This is a genomic window from Shinella daejeonensis (assembly GCF_024281235.1).
In the GTDB taxonomy this organism is placed as follows: Bacteria; Pseudomonadota; Alphaproteobacteria; order Rhizobiales; family Rhizobiaceae; genus Shinella; species Shinella daejeonensis.
On the sequence record NZ_JAHWXY010000001.1, the window covers coordinates 741,753 to 764,403 of the forward strand.

22 protein-coding genes are annotated in these 22,651 nt (G+C 64.8%); 11 read left to right on the top strand and 11 right to left on the bottom strand.

Annotated features, from left to right (window positions below):
• Window positions 1-53: 53 nt before the first annotated feature.
• The 7 genes from KYK29_RS03535 (at window position 54) to ychF (ending at window position 8,067) form a co-directional block, all read left to right on the top strand.
• Complete coding sequence (locus tag KYK29_RS03535) at window positions 54-539, top strand: Kazal-type serine protease inhibitor domain-containing protein (RefSeq protein WP_254689455.1); 486 nt, start codon at window positions 54-56, stop codon at window positions 537-539.
• Window positions 540-689: 150 nt separating this feature from the next.
• A complete protein-coding gene (locus KYK29_RS03540) occupies window positions 690-1,874 on the top strand; it encodes a benzoate/H(+) symporter BenE family transporter (protein ID WP_254689456.1) in 1,185 nt (394 codons plus the stop codon).
• A gap of 207 nt (window positions 1,875-2,081) precedes the next feature.
• Window positions 2,082-2,696, top strand: a complete 615-nt coding sequence (locus KYK29_RS03545; RefSeq protein ID WP_254689457.1) for a 50S ribosomal protein L25/general stress protein Ctc — start codon at window positions 2,082-2,084, stop codon at window positions 2,694-2,696.
• A gap of 211 nt (window positions 2,697-2,907) precedes the next feature.
• Window positions 2,908-5,304 (top strand): putative bifunctional diguanylate cyclase/phosphodiesterase, encoded by a 2,397-nt coding sequence (locus KYK29_RS03550; protein ID WP_254689458.1) that lies wholly within the window; start codon window positions 2,908-2,910, stop codon window positions 5,302-5,304.
• 15 nt (window positions 5,305-5,319) lie between these two features.
• Window positions 5,320-6,072 (top strand): substrate-binding periplasmic protein, encoded by a 753-nt coding sequence (locus tag KYK29_RS03555; protein ID WP_254689459.1) that lies wholly within the window; start codon window positions 5,320-5,322, stop codon window positions 6,070-6,072.
• 71 nt (window positions 6,073-6,143) lie between these two features.
• The gene (pth, locus tag KYK29_RS03560) at window positions 6,144-6,860 is read left to right on the top strand and encodes an aminoacyl-tRNA hydrolase (protein WP_254689460.1); all 717 of its coding nucleotides are present in this window, start codon (window positions 6,144-6,146) and stop codon (window positions 6,858-6,860) included.
• A 103-nt stretch (window positions 6,861-6,963) separates the two neighbouring features.
• Window positions 6,964-8,067, top strand: a complete 1,104-nt coding sequence (ychF, locus tag KYK29_RS03565) for a redox-regulated ATPase YchF (RefSeq protein WP_254689461.1) — start codon at window positions 6,964-6,966, stop codon at window positions 8,065-8,067.
• Window positions 8,068-8,199: 132 nt separating this feature from the next.
• On the opposite strand, the gene KYK29_RS03570 is transcribed toward ychF, so the two are convergent.
• From KYK29_RS03570 to KYK29_RS03595, 6 genes are all read right to left on the bottom strand, one after another.
• Window positions 8,200-8,742 carry an adenine phosphoribosyltransferase gene (locus tag KYK29_RS03570; RefSeq protein ID WP_254689462.1) on the bottom strand — a complete coding sequence of 181 codons (543 nt, stop codon included), beginning with the start codon at window positions 8,740-8,742 and terminating at the stop codon, window positions 8,200-8,202.
• Between the two features lie 114 nt (window positions 8,743-8,856).
• Complete coding sequence (locus KYK29_RS03575) at window positions 8,857-9,735, bottom strand: cytochrome c1 (protein WP_254689463.1); 879 nt, start codon at window positions 9,733-9,735, stop codon at window positions 8,857-8,859.
• A 27-nt stretch (window positions 9,736-9,762) separates the two neighbouring features.
• Window positions 9,763-11,022 (bottom strand): cytochrome b, encoded by a 1,260-nt coding sequence (locus KYK29_RS03580; RefSeq protein WP_254689464.1) that lies wholly within the window; start codon window positions 11,020-11,022, stop codon window positions 9,763-9,765.
• Window positions 11,023-11,036: 14 nt separating this feature from the next.
• Window positions 11,037-11,615 carry a ubiquinol-cytochrome c reductase iron-sulfur subunit gene (gene petA / locus KYK29_RS03585; protein WP_254689465.1) on the bottom strand — a complete coding sequence of 193 codons (579 nt, stop codon included), beginning with the start codon at window positions 11,613-11,615 and terminating at the stop codon, window positions 11,037-11,039.
• 249 nt (window positions 11,616-11,864) lie between these two features.
• On the bottom strand, window positions 11,865-13,733 hold the full coding sequence (locus KYK29_RS03590; RefSeq protein WP_254689466.1) for an ABC transporter ATP-binding protein: 1,869 nt from the start codon (window positions 13,731-13,733) through the stop codon (window positions 11,865-11,867).
• 89 nt (window positions 13,734-13,822) lie between these two features.
• On the bottom strand, window positions 13,823-15,673 hold the full coding sequence (locus KYK29_RS03595) for an ABC transporter ATP-binding protein (protein ID WP_254689467.1): 1,851 nt from the start codon (window positions 15,671-15,673) through the stop codon (window positions 13,823-13,825).
• A gap of 376 nt (window positions 15,674-16,049) precedes the next feature.
• Here KYK29_RS03595 and KYK29_RS03600 point away from each other — a divergent pair, with 376 nt between their 5' ends.
• Window positions 16,050-16,514 (top strand): tRNA (cytidine(34)-2'-O)-methyltransferase, encoded by a 465-nt coding sequence (locus KYK29_RS03600; RefSeq protein WP_254689468.1) that lies wholly within the window; start codon window positions 16,050-16,052, stop codon window positions 16,512-16,514.
• A gap of 13 nt (window positions 16,515-16,527) precedes the next feature.
• Here the strand turns inward: KYK29_RS03600 and KYK29_RS03605 are convergent, their stop codons facing one another.
• Together KYK29_RS03605 and KYK29_RS03610 are read right to left on the bottom strand one after the other, a co-directional pair.
• Window positions 16,528-17,808 carry a hemolysin family protein gene (locus KYK29_RS03605; RefSeq protein WP_254689469.1) on the bottom strand — a complete coding sequence of 427 codons (1,281 nt, stop codon included), beginning with the start codon at window positions 17,806-17,808 and terminating at the stop codon, window positions 16,528-16,530.
• Window positions 17,809-17,929: 121 nt separating this feature from the next.
• Entirely contained in the window at window positions 17,930-18,187 is a 258-nt protein-coding gene (locus KYK29_RS03610; RefSeq protein WP_254689470.1) for a hypothetical protein, read from the bottom strand.
• Window positions 18,188-18,346: 159 nt separating this feature from the next.
• Between KYK29_RS03610 and hemF the strand changes: the two genes are divergently transcribed.
• The 3 genes from hemF to KYK29_RS03625 all read left to right on the top strand — a co-directional run bounded on the left by hemF (window position 18,347) and on the right by KYK29_RS03625 (window position 19,963).
• The gene (gene hemF, locus KYK29_RS03615) at window positions 18,347-19,258 is read left to right on the top strand and encodes an oxygen-dependent coproporphyrinogen oxidase (protein WP_254689471.1); all 912 of its coding nucleotides are present in this window, start codon (window positions 18,347-18,349) and stop codon (window positions 19,256-19,258) included.
• Between the two features lie 98 nt (window positions 19,259-19,356).
• A complete protein-coding gene (locus KYK29_RS03620) occupies window positions 19,357-19,605 on the top strand; it encodes a hypothetical protein (protein ID WP_254689472.1) in 249 nt (82 codons plus the stop codon).
• 166 nt (window positions 19,606-19,771) lie between these two features.
• On the top strand, window positions 19,772-19,963 hold the full coding sequence (locus KYK29_RS03625; RefSeq protein WP_254689473.1) for a DUF1059 domain-containing protein: 192 nt from the start codon (window positions 19,772-19,774) through the stop codon (window positions 19,961-19,963).
• Between the two features lie 179 nt (window positions 19,964-20,142).
• Here KYK29_RS03625 and KYK29_RS03630 read toward each other — a convergent pair whose 3' ends face one another.
• The 3 genes from KYK29_RS03630 to KYK29_RS03640 are packed head-to-tail and all read right to left on the bottom strand — an operon-like array spanning window position 20,143 to window position 22,648.
• Window positions 20,143-21,402, bottom strand: coding sequence for a CCA tRNA nucleotidyltransferase (locus KYK29_RS03630; protein WP_254689474.1), 1,260 nt, complete (start codon window positions 21,400-21,402; stop codon window positions 20,143-20,145).
• Window positions 21,399-22,034, bottom strand: a complete 636-nt coding sequence (locus KYK29_RS03635; RefSeq protein WP_254689475.1) for a CoA pyrophosphatase — start codon at window positions 22,032-22,034, stop codon at window positions 21,399-21,401. Before KYK29_RS03635 ends, KYK29_RS03630 begins: the two co-directional genes overlap by 4 nt.
• Window positions 22,031-22,648: a DUF1285 domain-containing protein gene (locus tag KYK29_RS03640; RefSeq protein WP_254689476.1), complete on the bottom strand. Its 618-nt coding sequence runs from the start codon at window positions 22,646-22,648 to the stop codon at window positions 22,031-22,033. The genes KYK29_RS03635 and KYK29_RS03640 overlap by 4 nt, the downstream gene beginning before the upstream one ends.
• Between the last annotated feature and the right edge of the window lie 3 nt (window positions 22,649-22,651).

The following is a 22,651-nucleotide window of genomic DNA, read 5'->3' on the forward strand; positions in this document are numbered from 1 at the left end:
GGCTCCCCGTATCCTGCGGTGGAGCCGGCTTCATGCATCGAGGAGAGGGACCCATGACATCGAAGACGCTTTTCATCCGTCGCTGGGCGGCACGCGCAGGCCTCCTGCTCGCCGCCGGCACGCTTGCGGCCTGCACCGTGGAGCCCGGCCCCGGCGGTGGCGGACATTATCGCCCGCGCCCGCCGCAGCAGGCCTGCACGATGGAACACGCGCCCGTCTGCGGGCAGCGCGGCAACGATCGCCAGACATTCGGCAACAGCTGCATGGCGCGCGCCAGCGGCTACAACATCGTCAGCCCCGGTGAATGCAGGCCCGGCAACCGGCCGGAACGTCCGGGCCGCGACCGTCCCGATCGCGCCTGCACGCGCGAATATGCGCCGGTCTGCGGCGAACGCGGCCGCACACGCCAGACCTTCGCCAACGCCTGCGAGGCGCGTTCAAGCGGTTATGACATCGTCGGTCGCGGCGAATGCCGGGCCAGCAACCGGCCGGATCGCCCGGATCGCGATCGCCACGACCGGCGTGACCAACGCCGCTGACCGCATCGCCAGCGCCCCGGCGCCAGACCGTAACGACCCCGCGCGCCATGCCGCGGGGTCGCTGTTTTTCCGGGAGACCCGGCCAGCCATTTTCAATCCACCTTCCGCCTGCTACCAATGCCCCCGTTCCTCACAGCAGCGAATCCCGCCATGTTTCGTGATTTTTCCGCCCAGGCTCTTTTCATGGGGCTTCTCACCGCCTTCGTCGGCTTCGCCAGTTCCTTCGCCGTCGTGCTGCACGGGCTGACGGGCGTGGGCGCGAGCGAAGCGCAGGCGGCCTCGGGCCTGATGGCGCTTTCCGTCTCCATGGGGGTCTGCGCCATCGTCCTCAGCCTGTGGACCCGCCTGCCCGTCTCCATCGCGTGGTCGACGCCGGGGGCGGCCCTCCTCGCCAGTTCCGGCGCGGTCGAGGGCGGCTTTGCCGCAGCTGTCGGCGGCTTTCTCGTCTGTGCGCTGCTGATCGTGGTGGCCGGCCTGTGGAAGCCGCTCGGGCGCATGGTCGCCGCCATTCCCGCCGCACTTGCCAATGCCATGCTCGCCGGCGTGCTGATCGGGCTGTGCTTCGCCCCCGCCCAGGCCGTCGCCTTCGATCCCTGGCTCGGCCTGCCGATCGCGCTCGCCTGGGTGCTGGTCGGCAGCTTCAATCGCCTTTATGCGGTGCCGGCGGCACTTCTCGCCTTCGTCGGGGTCCTCGCCTTCGGTATCGACATTCCGGATGGCGCCTTCGCGGGGGTGACGGGCTCGCTGCTGCCGCAGCCGGAAATCGTCACCCCGGCCTTCAGCATCGCCGGCCTCGTCGGCATCGCGCTGCCGCTTTTCATCGTCACCATGGCCTCGCAGAACATTCCCGGCATCGCCGTGCTCAAGGTCAACGATTACAATCCCGATCCCGGACCGCTTTTCGCCGTCACCGGCTTCTTCTCGTTGCTGTCCGCCCCCTTTGGCGGCCATGCGGTCAACCTCGCAGCCATCACAGCCGCCATGTGCGCCGGCAGCGACGCCCATCCCGATCCTGCCCGGCGCTATTGGGCGGCCATCAACGCCGGCGTCTTCTATATCGTCTTCGGACTCGCGGCGGGCGCGGTGACGGCCTTCGTCAATCTTGCGCCGCCGATCCTGATCCAGGCGGTGGCCGGCCTCGCGCTGATCAGCGCCTTCGCCGGATCGGCCCTCAACGCCTTCCGGGAAACCGAAAACCGCGAGGCGGCGGCCGTCACGTTCCTGGTCACCGCCTCCGGCGTCAGCTTCGCCGGCATTTCCGGCGCCTTCTGGGGACTGGTCGGCGGTGCGCTGATGATGATGCTCGCCCACCATGCGCGGAAGCTGAAGGCATAGCCCGGCCTTTCGCGGCGAAAAACCGCGCCACAAACGGTAGGCAACCGGCCTGCGGGCCTTGCATTTCCAGCTGTTCTCGTTTACGCAGCGCCATCCGCGCAGACACCCTTGGAGGCAACGCGGACGAGGCTTTCACGAAATCCTCCAACCTTGTCCGGCCGGCCATCACGCCGGAGAGGTTCTCCAATAACATCGAAAGGTTACGCCATGAGCACCGAAATTCAAGAGCTCAAGGCCGAAACGCGCGAACGGGTTGGTAAGGGGTCCTCCCGTGAACTTCGCCGCAACGGCCTTATTCCCGCAGTCATCTACGGCGACAAGCAGGAACCCCTTGCCATCGCCGTCTCGACGAAGGACGTCACGCAGCGCATCCGCGCCGGCGGCTTCAGGACGACCATTCTTGCGATCGACGTCAACGGCGAGAAGATCAACGTCCTGCCGAAGGACTACCAGCTCGACCCGGTTCGCGACTTCACGCTCCACGTCGACTTCCTCCGCGTCACGGGCAACACGCATGTCACCGTAGACGTTCCGGTCCGCTTCCTCAACGAAGACAAGGCTCCCGGCATCAAGGCCGGCGGCGTTCTGAACGTCGTGCGCCACGCCGTCGAGATGAACGCGCTCGCCCGGAACATTCCGGAAGCCCTCGAAGTCGACCTCACCGGCCTCAAGGTCGGCGACAGCGTTCATATCTCCCATGTCAAGCTGCCGCGCGGCACGACCCCTGTCATCGCCGACCGCGACTTCACGATCGCCACGATCGCCGTTCCGGCCGCAGGCGTTCAGGAAGAAGCCGAAGACACCGCAGCTACCGAAGAATAAGCCCCTTCCGGCTTGCTCCAGTCGAAAAGCCCCGTATCCGGCCGGATGCGGGGCTTTTCCTTTTCCATCCGCAATCTTCGCGAAACGCCGGCCGGTGGGAATATTTGCGAAGCCGCGCTTCAGCAACATTTAAGACTTTGATGAAACGTTGAAGGCCGGGGAAGAGAAACGAAAGGGCCGATGTTACGTCGGCGGGCAGGGGGCTGCCGCAATGAAAATGCATTCGGTCGAAAGCCGGTTCATCGCGATCGTCGTCGGCGCCCTGTTCGTCTTCGTCGCACCGATGTTCCTGCTCTTCCTGCTGGTCACCTCCGATCGCACCGATCGCGATCAGATGCGGGCCACCCGGACCGTTCTGGACGCCAATATCCAGGCGCTCGGCAAGCCCCTATGGGATTTCGACCGGGAAAGCATCGGGCGCACCGTCGCCGTCCTCGACGAGAAGCCGGCGGTTCTCTACGTGCGCGTTCGCGACACCGAAGGGCTCATCGACATCCGCACGCCGGGCGCGCCGCCGGGCCGCGATCAGGCACGCACCGTCGTCACCCAGGATATCTTCCACGCCACGGGCAAGAGTTTCCAGCAGGTCGGATCGGCGGAGGTCTGGATTGCGCGGCGAAGCCTGCTGTCCCGCTTCACGCATGACGAGATAGCGATCTTCACCATTTTCCTCTTTGCCGTCGGGACCCTCATGGTCGCCGCGATCATCGGCAATCGCTTCACCGTCATCCGCCCGCTGTTGCAACTGACGGCGGCCATCGAGGCGACCCGTCGCCTCGGTTCGCGCCACCATGTCGACTGGACGTCGCGCGACGAGATGGGAACGCTCGCGCGCAGCTTCAACGAGATGCAGATGGAACTGGAGCGGGAGGAAAACGAGCTGAAGCGCGCCCATGCCCGCGCAACCGAAATCTATAATCTCACCCCGGCGATGCTCTTTTCCATCGACGCGAACAATCGCATCACCGCCGTCAGCGATTATTGGCTGCGGGCGACCGGTTATAGCCGGGAGACCGCCATCGGCGAGGATTTCACCCGCTTCGTAGAGGAAACCGCGCGCGAAACCTACCGCCGCCGCCACGAAACACATCCGGGAGAAGACGGCAGTTGCACGGTGACGGTTCGCTTCCGTCGCGCCGACGGCAGCATGATGGACGTGCTGATACTGGAAACGGGACTTGCCGAAGGCACCGGCCGAAAGCCCCTGTCGCTTTCCGTCATGACCGACGTGAGCGAATTGAAGGAAGCGGAAAACCGCAACCATCGGCAGGCGATCACCGATCATCTCACCGGCCTGCTCAACCGGCAGGGCTTCGAATTGACCCTGGACGAGATGTTTGCGAGCGCCAGCCGGTTCAGTCAGCAGCTTGCCTGCCTCTTCGTCGACCTCGACCGCTTCAAGTGGATCAACGACAATCACGGCCACGCCACAGGCGACACCGTGCTGTGTCAGGTCGCGTTGCGGCTGCGCCGGCAGTTGCGCCCCGGCGACGTCATCGCCCGGCTCGGCGGCGATGAATTCGCGATCCTGCTTGCGGGGCCAAACGCCCGGGACCTGGCGCTGGACGTCGCCGAAAGACTTGGCGTCGGCCTCCGCTCGCCCCTGCTGGCGCCAAGCTGCGAGATCAGCGTCAGCGCCAGCATCGGCATCGCCGTCTATCCCGATCACGCCGCCTCGGCTGCCGATCTCCTGCAAAAGTCCGACATGGCGATGTATGCCCGCAAGCGTGACGGCAAGAACGGCGTACAGCTTTTCGACAGCGACATGGCCGATATCGTCCGCAAGCGCCGGGATACGGAAACCTCGATCGGCGAGGGTCTTCGCGACGACTGGTTCGAGGCCTATCTCCAGCCGATCATCCGTCTCGACGACGGACAGGTCGCCGGCTTCGAGGCGCTTATGCGCCTGCATCACCCGCAGAAGGGCGTCCTGCCGCCGGCCGACATCATCCGCATTGCCGAGGAAACGGGGTCCATCACCCGCATCGGAGACCGCATCCTGTCGAAGGCCCTCGCCAATCTGGCGGTCCTATCGCAATTGCCCGAGCTTGCCGACACCTATCTCGCCGTCAATTTCTCCCCTTTGCAGTTCGAGCCCGCCCTGCCCTCCCGCCTTGCCGCGCTGCTCATGGAAAACGGGATCGTCGCCCGCCGCGTCGTCGTGGAAATCACCGAGGACGTGCTGATGCTCGACAGTCCGGTGGTGCGCGAGGTGCTGGATGCGCTTCGCACGCTCGGCTGCCGCATCGCGCTCGACGATTTCGGCACTGGCTATTCCTCGCTCAGCTACCTGAACCGCTTCCCGGTGGATATCGTCAAGATCGACCAGTCCTTCACCCGGTCTCTGGCCGACGATGAAACACCGGTCTGCCGCAAGAGCCGCATGCTGGTGGAAGGCATCCGCACCATCTCCCACCAGATGGGATGCACCGTGGTGGCGGAAGGCATCGAGACGGAGGAGCAACGCGCGATCCTGCGCGGCATGAAGATCGAATTCGGCCAGGGTTACCTTTTCAGCCGGCCGCTGACCCTCGATGCGATGCTCCGGCATTTCCGGGACAGGCATGACGAACAAGCCCCCCTCAAGTCCGCTGCCGCCGCGTCCTGACGGAAAGAAAGAAAGATGACGATGAAGATACCGGCTCTGCTCCTTTGGTTTCTTCTCGTTCCAATTCCGGCGGCGCTTGCCCAGACGGTGCATTTCGTGACGGAGGAATATGCTCCCTTCAACCACTCCGAAGGCGGCAGGATCGTCGGCGCCTCCGTCGAGCAGGTCGAGGCGATCGCCCACGCCGCCGGCATCTCCTACACCCTGGAGATCATGCCGTGGGCCCGCGCCGTCGCGCTGGCGGAACACCAGCTGATGCATTGTGTCTTCACCGCCGCCCAGACCCGCGACCGGCATGACCGGTTCCAATGGGTGCAGCCACTTCTCAAGGACCGCATGGTCCTCCTGAAACGCAGAGGCAACCCCATCGCGGTCCGCACCATCGGGGAGGCGGTGAAATTGCGGATCGGCGCGCAGCGCGACGACTACAGCATCGATCTTCTGCGGGAGCGCGGCTTCACCGACATCGACCTCGCCACCGATATCGACATCACGCTCGGCAAGCTGCTGAGCGGCCGCATCGACCTGATGCCCACGTCCACAACGACCTTCGAAGCCCTGAAGCAGGCGAAGCATCCGGTCGAGCCGGCTATTCTGATGGACGGGCAGACGTACGGCCTCGCCTGCCATAAGGCCATGCCGCAGGATCTTGTCCACCGCCTCCAGGCGGCGCTCGACAGGCTGATCCTGTCCGGCGATCAGGATCGCATTTTCGCCGCACATGGCCTGTCGCTTGCACGCTTTGCGGCCGTCGAAAAAGAGAAATGAACGCGGATGGTTGACTTCCGGCCGGTTTCACGGTGGTGAGAGGGACGGAAAACCCTTCAGGCTGAACCATCATGCTGATCATCGCCGGGCTCGGCAATCCGGGCGCCAAATATGCGGACAACCGCCACAATATCGGCTTCATGGCCGTCGACGCCATTCACCGCAAGCATCCCTTCTCGCCCTGGGCGCGCAAGTTCAAGGCGGAGATATCGGAAGGTGAGCTTGCCGGCGAGAAAGTACTGCTTCTCAAGCCGCAGACCTTCATGAACCTGTCCGGTGATTCCGTCGGCGAGGCCATGCGCTTCTACAAGCTTGCGCCGAAGGATATCGTCGCCATCTACGACGAACTGGACCTGCCGCCCGGCAAGGCGCGCCTCAAGACCGGCGGCGGCCATGGCGGCCACAACGGCATCCGCTCGATCGATGCCCATTGCGGCAAGGACTATCGGCGGCTGCGTCTGGGTATCGGCCATCCGGGCGTCAAGGAACTGGTCACCCGCCATGTGCTCGGCGACTTCGCCAAGGCGGACCGGACCTGGCTCGATCCGCTGCTCGACGAACTGGCCATCAACGCGGGCATGCTGGTGAAAGGCGAGGATTCGCAACTCATGAACAAGCTGGCTCTGGCGACGGGCAGCAAGCCCGATGCCGGCGGGCCGGCGGAAAAGAAGCCCGGCGGCCAGTCCCATATCCGGGCGGCCCGCAACCATGCCCAGCCGAAGATCCTGCCGGCGACCGGCCCGATGGCCGAGATGCTGCGCAAACTCATGGGTAAGCGCGACGACTGAGGCCGCGCCGCCCTCTTGCGGGCCGCAAGCCCACCCCTTGACCATCGCGTGGCCTTCCCCCATAGCGGGGGTACGGATTTTCAAGACGGACGGACCATCTTCCATGGGTTTCAAATGCGGTATCGTCGGACTGCCGAATGTCGGCAAGTCGACCCTCTTCAACGCGCTGACCAGAACGGCGGCGGCGCAGGCTGCCAATTATCCCTTCTGCACGATCGAGCCGAACACCGGCGAGGTGGCCGTGCCCGATCCGCGCATGAAGGCGCTCGCCGCCATCGCCGGCTCCAAGGAGATCATCCCCACCCGCATCTCCTTCGTCGACATCGCGGGCCTCGTGCGCGGCGCGTCGAAGGGTGAAGGCCTCGGCAACCAGTTCCTCGCCAATATCCGCGAAGTCGACGCCGTCGTGCATGTGTTGCGCTGTTTCGAGGACACCGACATCACCCATGTCGAGGGTCGCATCGATCCCGTCGCCGACGCCGAGACCATCGAGACGGAGCTGATGCTCGCCGACCTCGACAGCCTGGAACGCCGCGTCGAACAGACGCGCAAGCGCGCCACCGGCAAGGACAAGGAATCGCTGGCGCAGCTTCCGATGATGGAGGCCTCGCTTGGCCTGTTGCGCGAGGGCAAGCCCGTGCGCACGCTTCTGAAAACGCTCGGGGCCGACGAACTGCTGGTGCTTCAGGGGCTGAACCTGCTGACGGCGCATCCCGTGCTCTATGTCTGCAACGTCGCCGAAGCGGAAGCCGCCACCGGTAACGAGCATACGCGGGCGGTAGAGGAAATGGCGAAGGCCCAGGGCGCGCAGGCCGTCGTCATATCCGCCGCCATCGAAGCCGAGGTCGCCCAGCTTCCCGAAGAGGAGGCAGCCGAATTCCTCTCCGCGCTCGGCCTTTCGGAAGCCGGCCTCGACCGGCTCATCCGCGCCGGCTACAAGCTGCTGGACCTCATCACCTATTTTACGGTCGGTCCCAAGGAAACCCGCGCCTGGACCATCGAGCGCGGCACCAAGGCGCCGCAGGCCGCCGGTGTCATCCATTCGGATTTCGAACGGGGCTTCATCCGCGCCAACACCATCGCCTATGACGACTATATCGCCTTCAAGGGCGAGACCGGCGCCAAGGAGGCGGGCAAGGCCCGCGACGAAGGCAAGGAATATGTCGTGCAGGACGGCGACGTCATTCACTTCCGTTTCAATACCTGACGGAACGGCCGGCCCGATGGGCCGGCATTCCCGGCGATGACAGGATGGACTGGCCCTGCCCGGCGCACGCCGGCTTGCCTTGCAGCCGGGTGGGACACTTTTAAAACACTTCCCTTGCGCCCTATGGCCGCGTCAGTGCCCCGGAAAGGCGACGAGCGTGTTCACCTCGACGCCGAGCGCCTCCAGCTTGCGGCGGCCGCCGAGATCCGGCAGGTCGATGACAAAACAGGCCGCCACGATATCCGCACCCATCTGGCGCAGGAGCTTCACCGCGGCCTCCGCCGTGCCGCCGGTGGCGATCAGGTCGTCCACAAGGATGACCTTCTCCCCGGCATGGACGGCGTCCTTGTGCATCTCCATCTCGTCGACGCCATATTCCAGACTGTAGGCGATGCGCACCGTCTCGTGCGGCAGCTTGCCTTTCTTGCGGATCGGCACGAAACCGGTTGAAAGCTGATGGGCCATGGCGCCGCCGAGAATGAAGCCACGCGCCTCGATGCCCGCCACCTTCGCAACGCCCCTGCCGGCGTAGGGGTGGACGAGTTCATCCACGGCGCGGCGGAAGGCGCGCGGATTGCCGAGCAGCGTGGTGATATCGCGGAACATGACGCCGGGCTGCGGATAGTCCGGAATATTGCGGATGGCGGCGGCAAGATCTTCTTCAAGGCTGGACATGGAACCATCCGGTAAAACGAGAAACGGTGCGATGCGTTTATGGCAGGCCGGAGACCGGCCCTCAACGAAAAAGGCGGCCCGCAGGCCGCCTTTTCCTTCGAGCAGTGATGCCGCTCAATGTTCCTTGCTGGCGTAGACCGACTTCTTCGTCAGGTACAGCAGGCCGGTGAAGATCACCAGGAAGACCATGACCATGAAGCCCGTGCGCTTGCGGTCTTCCAGATGCGGCTCGGCGGCCCACATCAGGAAGGCGGAAACGTCGCGCGAATACTGATCGAGCGTCTGCGGCGCGCCGTCGTCATAGGTCACCTGATCGTCGGAGATCGGGGGAGCCATGGCAAGGGCTGCGGCATTGGCGAAATAGGGGTTGTAATAGGTTCCTTCCGCGACCTCGACGTTGGCCGGCGGCTCTTCCTCGTAACCGGTCAGCAGCGAGTAGATGTAGTCCGGGCCGCCTTCCTGATACTGCGTGAAGATATCGAAGACGAACTGCGGGAACCCGCGGGTGACGCCGCGCGCCTTGGCGATCAGCGAGAAGTCCGGCGGGGCCGCGCCGTTGTTGGAGGCGGCGGCCGCTTCGTGGTTCGGATAGGGCGACGGGAAATAATCCGACGGGACGGCCTTGCGGGTGAACATCTCGCCATCGCCGTCCGGCCCGTCCTCGACCTCGTAGTTGGCCGCGAAAGCCTTGACCTGCGCGTCCGAATAGCCGAGCGCTTCCAGCGTGCGGAAGGACACCAGGCTCATCGAATGACAGGCCGAGCAGACTTCCGTGTAGACCTTCAGGCCGCGCTGAAGCTGACCCTTGTCATAAGTGCCGAAGGGGCCGGCGAAGCTCCAGTTCACCTCCCTGGGCTTATGGAGCGGGTAATGCGGGGTCGCATGTTCGGCTTCCGCTCCCGCGGCCGCCGGCTCTTCCTGCGCGGTGGCCAGCGTGATGCCAAATCCGGCGACCACTGCCAGCGACACGATGCCTGCAACAAGCTTTTTCATTGTCATGTTTCCTTTCGCCGCTCGCTATCAGGCCTTGGCGCTTTTCTGTTCCAATACGGCTTCCGTAATGGAGTTGGGGATGCGCTTCGGGGTCTCGATCAGGCCGAGGAGCGGCATGATGACGATGAAGAAGCCGAAGTAGTAGAGCGTGCCGAGCTGCGACAGGATGACATAGATACCTTCGGCAGGCATCGCGCCCAGCCAGCCGAGCATGATGGCGTTGGCCACGAAGATCCAGAAGAACAGCTTGTACCACGGGCGATAGACGGCTGAACGGACCTTGGACGTATCGAGCCAGGGCAGGAAGAACAGGATGATGATCGAGCCGAACATCACCAGAACGCCGCCGAGCTTGGAGTCGATGGGGCCGACGTTGAAGGTGATGGCGCGCAGCATCGCGTAGAACGGCAGGTAGTACCATTCGGGAACGATGTGGGCCGGGGTCTTCAGCGGATCGGCCGGAATATAGTTGTCCGGGTGGCCGAGGTAGTTCGGCATGTAGAAGATGAACCAGGCGAAGACGATCAGGAAGACCGAAATGCCGAGCGCATCCTTCATCGTCGCATAGGGCGTGAAGGCGACGGTATCGGTCTTGGACTTCACCTCGACGCCCGTCGGGTTCGTCTGGCCCACCACATGGAGCGCCCAGATGTGCAGGACGACGACGCCGGCGATCATGAAGGGCAGCAGGTAATGTAGCGCGAAGAAGCGGTTCAGCGTCGGATTGTCGACGGCGAAGCCGCCGAGCAGGAACTGCTGGACCCAGTCGCCGACCCAGGGGAAGGCCGAGAAGAAGCCGGTGATCACGGTCGCGCCCCAGAAGGACATCTGGCCCCACGGCAGGACGTAGCCCATGAAGCCCGTCGCCATCATCAGCAGGTAGATCACGACGCCGAGGATCCACAGCAGTTCGCGCGGCGCCTTGTAGGAGCCGTAATAGAGGCCGCGGGCGATGTGGAGATAGACGGCGATGAAGAAGAAGGATGCGCCGTTGGCGTGCATGTAGCGCAGCAGCCAGCCGTGGTTCACGTCGCGCATGATCTTTTCGACCGAATTGAACGCGACGGACGTCTCCGCGGCGTAATGCATCGCCAGCACGATCCCGGTCAGGAGCTGAACGACAAGCATGACCGACAGCATGGCGCCGAAGGTATAGGCGTAGTTCAGGTTGCGCGGGACCGGGTAGGAAATGAAGCTGTCATGGACCATCCGCGGCAAGGGCATGCGCGAATCGATCCATTTTTCGATACCGGTCGACGGCTGGTAGGTTGAATGATCAGCACTCATAATCAGTAGTCCCCTCAACCGATCTTGATGACATTGTCGGAAACGAACGCGAAGGTCGGAACGGCGAGGTTCTCCGGCGCCGGGCCCTTGCGGATACGTCCGGCGGTATCGTAGTGCGAGCCGTGGCAGGGACAGAACCAGCCGCCGAAGTCGCCGGCCTGGCCGAGCGGGACGCAGCCGAGATGCGTGCACGAACCGATCATGACGATCCAGTTCTCCTTGCCTTCGCCGGCCGAGCGATCGATATCGGTCGCCCCTGCGTCCGCCGGCAGGTTGGCGTTGCGCGCGATCGGGTCCTTGAGGTCGGCGAGCGCGACCGCATTGGCCTCCTCGACTTCCTTGTCGGTGCGGTTACGGACGAAGACGGGCTTGCCGCGCCATTTGACCGTCAGCGACATGCCGGGCTCGAGGCTGGAGACGTCGACCTCGATCGAGGCGAGCGCAAGCGTCGAGGCGTCCGGGCGCATCTGGTCGATGAAGGGCCAGGCCGCCGCCGCAGCGCCGACGACGCCGGCCATGCCGGTGGCCAGATAAAGAAAATCGCGGCGAGTGGGCTCGCCCAGGGATTCGCTTGATGTCTCGTGTTCGCTCACGGCTAAACCATCCTCTCACGCAATGTCTGCGGAAACCGCAACGCCCCTTGGAAACCGGCAATATCCGGACACAATACGGCCATAGATTCCCCGTCAATCCGGCGCGTTCTATGCTTGATCGCAAATTATGTCCAGCCTTGGCAAGGGGATGAGGGCACATTGTCGCGGGAAAATCCGCCCTCGGCCCGCCGTCACCATCGGCGGGGGTTTCCCGGGAGCCGGCGCAAGGCCCGGCAAGCTTCCCCCGGCCTATTGCGCCGCCGCGTCGTGGCCCAGAAATCCGCCCGACTGGCGCGCCCACAGGCTGGCGTAAAGGCCGCCGTGCGCGACCAGCGCCGCATGGGTCCCCTCCTCCACGATCCGGCCGTGATCCATGACGATCAGGCGGTCGAGCGCGGCGATGGTGGACAGGCGATGGGCGATGGCGAGAACGGTCTTGCCGTGCATCAGTTGCTCCAGATTCGACTGGATCGCCGCCTCGACTTCCGAATCGAGCGCCGATGTCGCCTCGTCGAGCACCAGGATCGGCGCATCCTTCAGCATCACCCGGGCGATCGCGATCCTCTGGCGCTGGCCGCCGGAGAGCTTCACCCCGCGCTCGCCGACATGGGCGTCGTAGCCCTGCCGTCCGCGCTGGTCGCTGAGCGCCATGATGAAATCATGCGCCTCCGCCCGGCGCGCCGCCTCGACCATTTCCGCTTCGCCCGCGTCGGGATCGCCGAACAGGATATTGTCGCGGATCGAACGGTGCAGCAGCGCCGTATCCTGGCTGACCATGCCGATATGGGCGCGCAGCGATTCCTGCGTGACGGCCGAAATGTCCTGGCCGCCGACAAGAATGCGGCCGCCCTCCAGGTCGTAGAAGCGCAGCAGCAGGTTGACAAGCGTGGATTTCCCCGCCCCCGAGCGCCCCACGATGCCCACTTTCTCGCCCGGCCTGATGGCCAGCGACAGCCCCTCGATCACCCCGGACGGGCGGCCATAGTGGAACGTGACGTTCTCGAAGCGGATATCCGGCCGGCGCGCCGCAAGCGGCACGGCATCCGGCCGGTCCACCAGCCCTATCGGCTGGGAAATGAGGTCCGCCGAATTCTGGATGGTCCCGACGTTGCGCATGATACTGTTCAACTGCGTCATCAGGCGATTGAGCAGGAAATTGAGCCTGAGGACGAGCGCCAGCGTGAAGGCCACCGCTCCGGAACTGATGAGGCCGGAAAGCCAGAGATGGATACAAAGCACCGCCATGCCGGCGATCATCAGCCCGGACAGGAAGGCCATGCTGGCGCGAACGCCGGTGAGCAGGCGCGTGAAGCGCAGGATGGTGTCCTGGAAGATGTCGAAGCCGTTGCGGATATAACGGTCGTTGGCATCGTCGCGGCCGAAGAGCTTCAGCGTCTGGATATTGGAATAGGCATCCACCATCCGTCCGCTGATCATCGAGGCGGCTTCGGCGGACTGGCGCGCCTGCTCGCGGATCTTCGGCACGAAATAGCGCGCCAGCACCGCGAAGGCGCAAAGCCATCCGACGACGACCGCCGCAAGCCGCCCGTCGAGCCCGCCGACGAGGACCAGCGTCGTGGCGGTATAGATCGTCACGAACCAGACGCTTTCCATGAACGAGGTGATGACATCGCCCGTCGCCTGCCCGGCGGACCAGACCTTGGTGACGATGCGGCCGGAAAAATCGTTCTGGAAGAAGGAAAGCGACTGGCGCGCCACATGTACATAGGATTGCCAGCGCACGAGATTGTAGAAGCCGGGCGTGATCACCTGCTGGTCCACCAGCGCCGTCAGGAAAGCCACGACGAAGCGCAGGACGCCGACCAGCAGCAGCATGACGACCAGTTCTCCGCCATGCGCGGCGAGCAGTCCGCTCCAGCCGTCCCCCGGCCTGACCGTCGCCAGCATGTCGACCAGCCGACCGACGAACCAGAAAGTCGCCGCCTCGATCCCCGCCGTCACGCCGCCAAGCACGAGAAGCGCCGCAAACGGCCCCCTCGCCTGGCGGACATAGAACCATACGAAAGCCGCCAGCCCCGCCGGCGGGCGAAGGTCGTCCTGCCGTGCGAAAGGTTGGATCCAGTTTTCGAACCAGGAAAAAAGCGGCCGGAAGATCATGTCTCCGATATAGGTTGTTTTGCCCGGCGGGCAAATTAAAGATCGGAAAGGCGAGGCCGGCCCGGATGCGGGGCCAGCCTCTTTTCGCCCTATTGCGCCGCTGCCGTATCGGCGTCGTCGGCGATGAAGCCGCCCGACTGGCGGCTCCAGAGGTCGGCATAGATGCCGCCGTTGGCCACCAGTTCGGCATGGGTCCCGGTCTCATGGATCCGGCCCTTCTCGAGAACGACGAGACGGTCCATTTCCGTCAGCGTCGAGAGGCGATGGGCAATCGCGATCACCGTCTTTCCCTGCATGAGGGCGAAGAGGTTCTCTTGGATCGCCGCCTCCACCTCGGAATCGAGCGCCGAGGTCGCCTCGTCCAGCACGAGAATAGGCGCATCCTTGAGGAAGACCCGGGCGATCGCGACGCGCTGGCGCTGGCCGCCGGAGAGCTTCACGCCCCGTTCGCCGACCTGCGCGTCGAGGCCGCTGCGGCCCTGCTGGTCGACAAGCGTCTCGATGAATTCCCAGGCGTTGGCCTTCCTTGCCGCCTCGATGATCTCCGCGTCGCTCGCTTCCGGCTTGCCGTAGGCGATATTGTCGCGGATCGAGCGGTGAAGCAGCGAGGTATCCTGCGTCACCACGCCGATCTGCGCGCGCAGGCTGTCCTGCGTGACGGTGGTGATATCCTTGCCGTCGATGGTGATGCGGCCGGATTCCAGATCGTAGAAGCGCAGCAGCACGTTCATCAGCGTCGTCTTGCCCGCACCGGAGCGCCCGACAAGGCCGACCTTCTCCCCCGCCCGGATCTCCAGCGACAGATCCTCGATCACCCCCTTGTTCTTGCCGTAGTGGAAGCGGAGATGTTCGAAGGCGATCTCGCCCCTGGCCTGCGCGAGCGGGGCTGCGTCCTTGCGGTCGGAGATATCGTGCGGCTTGGTCATCATGCCCATGCCGTCATAGACGGTGCCGATGTTTTCGAACAGCGCCGTCACCTCCCACATGACCCATTGCGACATGCCGTTGATGCGCATGGCGAGGCCCACGGCGACCGCCACCGCGCCGACCGAAACGTCGCCGGCCATCCAGAAGTGGATGCCGATGGCCGCCGTGGCGAAAAGCGCAAGGACATTGTTGATGTCGATGGTGATGTTGAACAGGGTGATCAGCCGCATCTGGCGATGCACGGTCACGAGAAATCCGTCCATGCCGTCGCGCGCATAGGCCTCCTCGCGGCCGGCATGCGAAAACAGCTTCACCGTCGCGATATTGGTGTAGCTGTCGACGATGCGTCCCGTCATCATCGAGCGCGCATCCGCCTGCTGGCGGGAGATCACCATGAGTTTCGGCACGAAATACCGCAGGATCAGCCCATAGACGACGAGCCAGACAAGAAGCGGCATGACCAGCCGGTAGTCCGCCGCGCCGATGACCGCGATCATCGAGACGAAATAGCTCACCACATAGACGAAGACGTCGATGATCTTCATCACCGTCTCGCGCACCGAAAGCGCCGTCTGCATGACCTTCGTCGAGACGCGGCCGGCGAACTCGTTGGAAAAGAACGTCATGCTCTGCCGGATCAGGTAGCGATGCATCTGCCAGCGGGCGATCATCGGGAAGTTGCCCGCGAGCGCCTGATGCATGGTCAGCGTATGGAGCGCGCCGAAACCGGGGATGATGAGAAGCAGCAGCGCCGCCATCCAGATCAGCGTCTTGCCCTCGCGGGCGAGGAACGTCTCGGGATCGCTGCCCGAAAGCCAGTCGATGATATTGCCGAGGAACTGGAACAGCACCACTTCCGCGACACCGAGCACCATCGAGCAGACGCCGAGCAGTATGAGCCAGGGCGCGGCCGGACGCGTATAGTGCCACAGGAAGGCGAGGAGGCCCTTCGGCGGCAGGCCGGGCGCCTCGGAAGGATAGGGATTCAAACGACTTTCGAACCAGCCGAACATTGGCTCACTCCATGAAATGCAAGGCGGAGCCGGCGCGACAGGCGATCGGTCCCGGGCTCCCGAAGGACGTCGCGGCGCGGGCAAGGCGTCACGCAGCGAATCGGAAAAGAAATGCTGTGAAGGAAAGGAAGAGAATAGCGGCGGAACGTCTAGACGAGACGGGGCGTAATCCCGGCCGGAAGGCGCAGCCGATTCGATTTATCCATCGTCACCCTCCCTTGTCTCGCGTTGCAGATGCGCCCTGAATAGCCCGGAACGGCGGTTTTTTCCAGTCACCCCGCCGCGGTTTCCTCGCCCCGGGTCCCTCTGTTGCCATATCGACACAGATTGACTAAGCCGTGGCCGGTCTTTCACCGCGCTCCCCTACGGCGGCTCCATGTCCGGTCTCAGCATCGCTCTTTACCAGCCCGACATCGCCGGCAACACCGGAACGCTGCTGCGTTTTGCGGCCTGCCTCGGCCTTTCGGTGGAAGTGATCGAACCGGCGGGATTCGATCTTTCGGATCGCAGCCTGCGGCGCGCCGGCATGGATTATCTCGCGTCTGCCGCCCTCACCCGCCACATAAACTGGGACCGCTTCGAGACATGGAGAAAGGCGGAAAACCGCCGCCTCGTGCTCGCATCGACCCGGGCCGCGACACCCTATACGGATTTTCGCTACCAGCCGCGCGACATCCTGCTCTTCGGCCGGGAGAGCGCCGGCGTGCCCGATCCCGTGCATGAGGCCGCCGACGGACGGGTGCTGATCCCGATGCTGGAGGGCCGCCGCTCGATCAATATCGCGCTTTCCGCGGCGATGGTCTGCGGCGAAGCCTTGCGCCAGACGAAAAGTTTTCCCTGACGCCCGCGGCAGATCATCCGAGGTGGGACGCCAGCAGCTTGTCGACCCGCCGCCCGTCCATGTCCACCACTTCGAAACGCCAACCGAGCGTGTCGGTGACATCTCCGGTCTTGGGCAGGCGCCGCAGGGACTCGATCACCAGTCCGGCGGCCGTCTGATAACCCCGGCGGGCGGGAAGCGTGAAACCGAGGCGGTCGGCCATTTCATCGATCGGCATGGAGCCGGCAATCAGCCAGGAACCGTCCTCCCGCTGCACCGCATGTTCGTCGTCGCCTTCCTCCGTATCGGCGCGGAAGACGCCGGCGATGGCCTCCAGCACGTCAGTCGGGGTCAGAACGCCTTCGAAATGGCCGTATTCGTCATGAACGAGCATCATCGGCACCGGCGTGTCGCGAAGCTGCTCCAGCACGCGCATCGCGTCCAGCGTGTCCGGCACGATGGGCGCGGGACGGATATGGGTGCGAATGTCAAAAGCCTCACCGGACAGCATGGCGGCGAAAAGTTCACGCTTCTGGACGATGCCGACGATGGTTTCCGGCCCGCCGTCGGCGACGGGCAGGCGCGAATGCGGGCTCTCGATGAGTTGCTGGCGGATTTCCTCGAGGCTGTCGCCCAGATCGATCCAGTCGACGTCGTTGCGCGGGGTCATGAGCCCGCGCGCCTCGCGATCGGAAAAACGCATGACGCCGGCGATCATCTGTTTTTCGCCGCCCTCGATGACGCCTGCGGCCTCCGCCTCCGCGACGATGGTCTTGATCTCTTCGTCCGTCACGGTGCTTTCCGACACCGCGCTCTGGCCGAGCAACTTGAAAATCGCCCTTGTCGAAGCGTCCAGGATCCACACGGCCGGCGCGCCGACCCGCGCCAGAAGCGACATTGTCGGCGCGACGACGATGGCAAAACGCTCCGGATTGCGCAACGCCACCTGCTTCGGCACGAGTTCGCCGACGACCACCGACAGATAGGTGATGCTCGAGATGACGATACCGTAGCCCAGCGGATCGACGAGCCACGGCGCCACGCCCTGTTCGGCCAGGATATCGCGCAGCCGGCCGCCGAGCGCCGCGCCCGAGAAGGCCCCCGCAAGGATGCCGATGAGCGTGATGCCGATCTGCACGGTGGAGAGGAACTTTCCGGGATTTTCCGCCAGTTTCAGCGCCGAGGCCGCGCCACGCGAACCTTGGGCGGCCAGCGTCTTCAGCCGCAGCTTGCGCGACGAAACGATAGACAATTCGGAAAGAGCAAAAACCCCATTCAAAAGGATGAGGAAAACAGCGATCGCGAGTTCGAACAAGTACGATGAGCCGCGCTTGACCCGCAACGGCGCCTTTCGGTTATTGGCGATGGCCGGAAGATAGGCAACGCTCGCCCCGCCGTCAATATGGACAAGCACACAGGCTCGACTGCGGAAGGGTTTAATCGGCGCTGCTCAGCCGCCGCATGGTGAATTCCACCCGATCGCCGTCGAGCGCGCGCCAGCTTTCCACCGCCGTCCAATAGGCCGCCTTGGGCCATTGATCGAACCATTCACGCGCCTTTTCGCGCGCCGCCTGCCGCTCCATGCAGAAGGTTTCGCGTACGAAGGCCCCTCCGCCCGCCGCTTTCATCTGCCGATGGCGTTCGATCTGGCGGCGAAGGCCATGAAGCGGCGGCGGACCTGGAACACGCGCCATGGGATTTCCCTCCGGACACTCCTTTTTCCTCCTGGAAAGATAAGCGACGCCGGCCGGTTTTGCGAGTCGGCCGCCGTTTCCGTACGGTTGCAAAACGGCGTAAACTTGAGGACTGTGCGCAAAGCGATTCGGAGACGCTGCCGCCGGAGGCATGAGAACATGGAACGACCCGACCTGCCGCAAGGCTTGCCCGAAGATATCGGCGACAAGATGGCGATGGCCCGCGCCTGGTTCGAGCAATTGCGCGACCTGATCTGCGGCGCCTTCGAAACGATCGAGGACGATCTGGAAGGTCCGCTTTCCGACCAGCCGCCCGGCCGCTTCGAGGCGCGCGACTGGTTGCGCGAGAATGGCGAAGGCGGCGGCGGCCGCATGTCGATGATGTCGGGCCGGGTCTTCGAGAAGGTCGGCGTTCACACCTCCACCGTACACGGGGAATTCTCGCCGGAATTCAGGAAGCAGATCCCGGGGGCCGAAGAGGATCCCGCATTCTGGGCTTCGGGCATCTCGCTGATCGCCCATCCGGTCAATCCCAACGTTCCGGCCGTGCATATGAACACCCGGATGGTCGTCACCACCAGCCACTGGTTCGGCGGCGGCGCGGATCTGACGCCGGTGCTCGACCGCCGCCGCGCCATGAGCGACCCGGATACGATCCTCTTCCACAAGGCGATGGAAATCGCCTGCAATCGCCACGCCGTCGCCGACCACGCGAAGTTCAAGCAATGGTGCGACGAATATTTCTTCCTCAAGCACCGCAACGAGCCGCGCGGCACCGGCGGCATTTTCTACGATTGGCTGCACTCGTCGGAGGAACTGGGCGGCTGGGACGCCGATTTCGCCTTCACGCAGGACGTCGGCCGCGTCTTCGCCATGGTCTATCCAAAAATCGTGCGGGCGAATTTCAACGAGGACTGGACCGAGGCGGACCGCGACGAGCAGCTCGTGCGCCGTGGCCGATACGTCGAGTTCAACCTGCTTTACGACCGCGGCACGATCTTCGGCCTCAAGACCGGCGGCAATGTCGATTCGATCCTGTCGTCGCTGCCCCCGGCCGTCCGCTGGCCGTAAGGCCGCCGACGGTAACAATCCGATACGGCCTTGTGATTATCCGTGATCGCCTTTGCATGATAGACTGCGCCCAGCATGATTTCATCGAGGAGGTTATCATGGTGATGACGGTACGCAGTGCCTCTGAGGCGGGTCCCGCCCCGCAATCCTCCGGGTCTATCGACCGGCTTGCCGAAGCCTTGCGAGCCGAAAGCGGCGTGGACCTTCCCCGGGCCTATTTCATCGAGGAGGCGCGCCGTCGGCTGGCCGGCGGCCCCGTCTACGATATTTCCGGCAGCAAGCCCGGAACGGAACTCCAGTCCTCCGCCTGCTTCGACGCCTGGGCCAGGAGCGGGCACGACGCCTGAGCGGAGCACCGGAGCCTTTGCCGCGCCGGTCGTCTCTGCTAGAGTATTTCCCGCCGGAGCGAGATCGCTTCGGCGTCGGATAATACGATAGAAACAATATACTGGAACAAATCCGGCGAGCCGGACTTGCTCCGGGGTCGCTGCGTTGAAACGACAGGAGATGGTCATGAGACTTTTTGAATGCGGTTCACTCGTTCCCGGCTGCGACTGGCACACCCGCGCCGACGATGACGCCGAAGTCGTCCGCCGCGCCGTGGAGCACCTTCGCAGCGCCCACGGCGAGACCACGATCCGGGAAAATATGGTCGACAACATCAAGGCGCGCATCGTCAACGAAAAAAGAGCCGATGCCGCCTGATCGCCGTCCGTCCGCCTTTCGCTAGAGCGGTTCCGGTTTTCACAAAATCGGCGGAACCGCTCTATCTCTCTATTCTAGCCGCATTTCCGGACGCAAAGCCGTCTCGCACTTTCGCTGGGAATGCTCTGACCGCCCGGTCGGGCGCAAACATCACGCGGCCGGGCCCCGCGCCCGTCCCGTCATCCTTCCTTCGCAAGTTCCTGCGCCCGGGCGAGCAGCGCCGCCTGATCCTTGAGAAAATTGCCGTCCACCCATTCGTCCTCGATCCGCGCCAGCATCGCCCCCACCCCCGGACCGGCCGGAATGCCCAGCGCCAGCACATCGGCCCCTGACAGCGGAAAAGCCGGCCGGCGCCAGGTTTCGGCGCGCGCCAGCAATCGCTGCCATGCCCCCGTCACGGCAAACCCATCCGGCTCGGCAAGGCCCCGCGCCCGGCTCGCCGCCAGGGCCAGCCGGCACCGCATGACGAGACCCTCCGGCCCGCTCCGGTAGATCAGGCGATCGAAGGCGGTCGCGGCGATCGTCGGCTGGACCGCCGGCGCCTGCGCCCATCGCTCCAGCGCCGTCGCCTCCGCCCGCGACAGGCGCAGCCGCGCAGCAAGGGTGGCGAGCCGTTCGGTATCCGGCGGAACCATCGCCGCGAGCCTCAACAGGCTGTCGGGCGACCAGCCGAACGCCTGTTCCGCCGCGACGAGGCCGGGAATGGCGTCGATGCCCCATTTCTCGGTCTCCGGCAGGATTTCCGTCAACACCCCCGTTTGCCGCATCCACAGCAGTGCGCGGCCCGGATCGGGGGCTGCGAGCAGCTTCTTCGTTTCCGCCCAGATCCGTTCGGCCGAAAGCGTCGACAGACGGTCGCGCGCCCGGGCGCAGGCGCGTAGCCCCTCCGCATCCGGACGGCCGCTGCCATAGAGCGCGAAGAACCGGAAGAAGCGCAGGATGCGCAGGTAGTCCTCGGCGATCCGCGTGGCGGCGTCGCCGATGAAGCGCACCGTCCGCGTCCCGATGTCCGGCAGGCCGCCCACCAGGTCGATCACCGAACCGTCCGCGGCGGCATAGAGCGCATTGATGGTCAGGTCGCGCCGCTCGGCGTCGGCCTGCCAGTCGGTGCCGAAGGCGACCTCGGCATGGCGGCCGTCCGTCGCGACGTCCCGGCGCAATGTCGTCACCTCGAAGGGCCGCCCCTCCACGACCAGCGTGACCGTGCCATGCGCGATACCGGTCGGCACCGCCTTGATGCCGGCGGCTCCGGCCCTTTCCACGACCGTTTCCGGCCGCAGCGTCGTGGCGATGTCGACATCTGCGACGGGCAGGCCCATCAGGCTGTTGCGCACCGCGCCACCGGTGACGCGCGCCTCGCCACCGTCCGCGTTCAGGAGCGAAAGCACGCGTCGAAGCGCCGGATCGGCAAACCATGCCTGCCCTGAAACCGATGTCATGCATAGAGCCTTTCGTAGATCACCCGGACGATACCGGCGGTGATGCCCCAGATATTCCAGCCCTCGTAGGGCATGCGATAATAGTGCCGTTCGTCGCCGAGCCAGACGCCGCTGCCCGTCTCGTGATTGCGCGGATCCATGAGGAAGGAAAGCGGCACCTCGAACACCGCGTCCACTTCCGCCGGGTTCGGCGTCAGCCGGAAGCCGGGCTGCACCACCGCCAGAACCGGCGTGATCACGAAACCGGACAGCGCCCGATACTGCGGCAGCCTGCCGACGGGCTCGATGAAATGGCGGCCGAGGCCGATTTCCTCTTCCGTCTCGCGCAGCGCCGCCGCCTCGACGTCCCGATCGCCGGTGTCCACCGCCCCTCCCGGAAAGGCCACCTGGCCGGAATGCTTGCGCAGGCTCGTCGTGCGCCGGGTGAAGATGACGCGGGCGTCATCGCCGCCCCCGTCCACCACCGGCACGAGCACGGCGGCGTCGCGCAGCGCCATGCCTTCCAGATGCGGGATCGTCGCCGGGTTGAGCAGGCTGTCGCCATGATCGCGCCAGGCGCCCGCGCCGATGGTGTGCGTCTGTGCTTCGGCGCGCCGGCGGAAATCCGCGGCGCTGTAGTCCGGACGGCTCATCGCGTCAGCGCTTCCAGTTCCGCCGCCGGCATGACCGGGAAGACCGCGCCGGACGAGCGCACCGAAAACATCGCCACCCCGTCGACCTCGATCGTCTCGCCGAGCGCCGCCAGATCGTACATGACGGCGCGTGACACAAGCGCCTCCAGCCGGCCACGCACGAGAAGATAGGGCTTCAGTTCGGCATTGTCCCCGGCGATGGCGAAACGCAGCGGATGGTCCGCTCCTGCCGTCACCACGTCGCCGACATTGGTGCGGAAGGTCAGCACCTGCGCCTCCCCTTCGCCGGCGGCGTCCATCTCCACCGCGATGAAGGGCGCGTCGGCGATACGGATGCCGACCTTCTCCACCGGGGTCACCAGATAGGTGCCGCCGTCCGCGTCCTTGCGCAGCACCGTGGAGAAGAGCCGCACCAGGGCCGCGCGGCCGATCGGCGTGCCCATGTAGAACCATGTGCCGTCGGCGCGGATCTCCATATCCAGATCGCCGCAGAAGGGCGGATCCCAGCGCTCCACCGGCGGCAGACCGCGCCCGCCGGTCTCCGCCGTGGCGCGGGAAATCAGCGCCGCAAGGCCGGCAGCGTCGCCGGTCGTCCTAATTTCGTTCATTGCCATCGT

Excerpts from the sequence above, each read along its gene's own strand:
- KYK29_RS03535 (WP_254689455.1), top strand. The coding sequence starts at position 54 with ATGACATCGAAGACGCTTTTCATCCGTCGCTGGGCGGCACGCGCAGGC.
- KYK29_RS03540 (WP_254689456.1), top strand. The coding sequence starts at position 690 with ATGTTTCGTGATTTTTCCGCCCAGGCTCTTTTCATGGGGCTTCTCACC.
- KYK29_RS03545 (WP_254689457.1), top strand. The coding sequence starts at position 2,082 with ATGAGCACCGAAATTCAAGAGCTCAAGGCCGAAACGCGCGAACGGGTT.
- KYK29_RS03550 (WP_254689458.1), top strand. The coding sequence starts at position 2,908 with ATGAAAATGCATTCGGTCGAAAGCCGGTTCATCGCGATCGTCGTCGGC.
- KYK29_RS03555 (WP_254689459.1), top strand. The coding sequence starts at position 5,320 with ATGACGATGAAGATACCGGCTCTGCTCCTTTGGTTTCTTCTCGTTCCA.
- pth (WP_254689460.1), top strand. The coding sequence starts at position 6,144 with ATGCTGATCATCGCCGGGCTCGGCAATCCGGGCGCCAAATATGCGGAC.
- ychF (WP_254689461.1), top strand. The coding sequence starts at position 6,964 with ATGGGTTTCAAATGCGGTATCGTCGGACTGCCGAATGTCGGCAAGTCG.
- KYK29_RS03570 (WP_254689462.1), bottom strand. The coding sequence starts at position 8,742 with ATGTCCAGCCTTGAAGAAGATCTTGCCGCCGCCATCCGCAATATTCCG.
- KYK29_RS03575 (WP_254689463.1), bottom strand. The coding sequence starts at position 9,735 with ATGAAAAAGCTTGTTGCAGGCATCGTGTCGCTGGCAGTGGTCGCCGGA.
- KYK29_RS03580 (WP_254689464.1), bottom strand. The coding sequence starts at position 11,022 with ATGAGTGCTGATCATTCAACCTACCAGCCGTCGACCGGTATCGAAAAA.
- KYK29_RS03590 (WP_254689466.1), bottom strand. The coding sequence starts at position 13,733 with ATGATCTTCCGGCCGCTTTTTTCCTGGTTCGAAAACTGGATCCAACCT.
- KYK29_RS03595 (WP_254689467.1), bottom strand. The coding sequence starts at position 15,673 with ATGTTCGGCTGGTTCGAAAGTCGTTTGAATCCCTATCCTTCCGAGGCG.
- KYK29_RS03600 (WP_254689468.1), top strand. The coding sequence starts at position 16,050 with ATGTCCGGTCTCAGCATCGCTCTTTACCAGCCCGACATCGCCGGCAAC.
- KYK29_RS03610 (WP_254689470.1), bottom strand. The coding sequence starts at position 18,187 with ATGGCGCGTGTTCCAGGTCCGCCGCCGCTTCATGGCCTTCGCCGCCAG.
- hemF (WP_254689471.1), top strand. The coding sequence starts at position 18,347 with ATGGAACGACCCGACCTGCCGCAAGGCTTGCCCGAAGATATCGGCGAC.
- KYK29_RS03620 (WP_254689472.1), top strand. The coding sequence starts at position 19,357 with ATGGTGATGACGGTACGCAGTGCCTCTGAGGCGGGTCCCGCCCCGCAA.
- KYK29_RS03625 (WP_254689473.1), top strand. The coding sequence starts at position 19,772 with ATGAGACTTTTTGAATGCGGTTCACTCGTTCCCGGCTGCGACTGGCAC.
- KYK29_RS03630 (WP_254689474.1), bottom strand. The coding sequence starts at position 21,402 with ATGACATCGGTTTCAGGGCAGGCATGGTTTGCCGATCCGGCGCTTCGA.
- KYK29_RS03635 (WP_254689475.1), bottom strand. The coding sequence starts at position 22,034 with ATGAGCCGTCCGGACTACAGCGCCGCGGATTTCCGCCGGCGCGCCGAA.
- KYK29_RS03640 (WP_254689476.1), bottom strand. The coding sequence starts at position 22,648 with ATGGCAATGAACGAAATTAGGACGACCGGCGACGCTGCCGGCCTTGCG.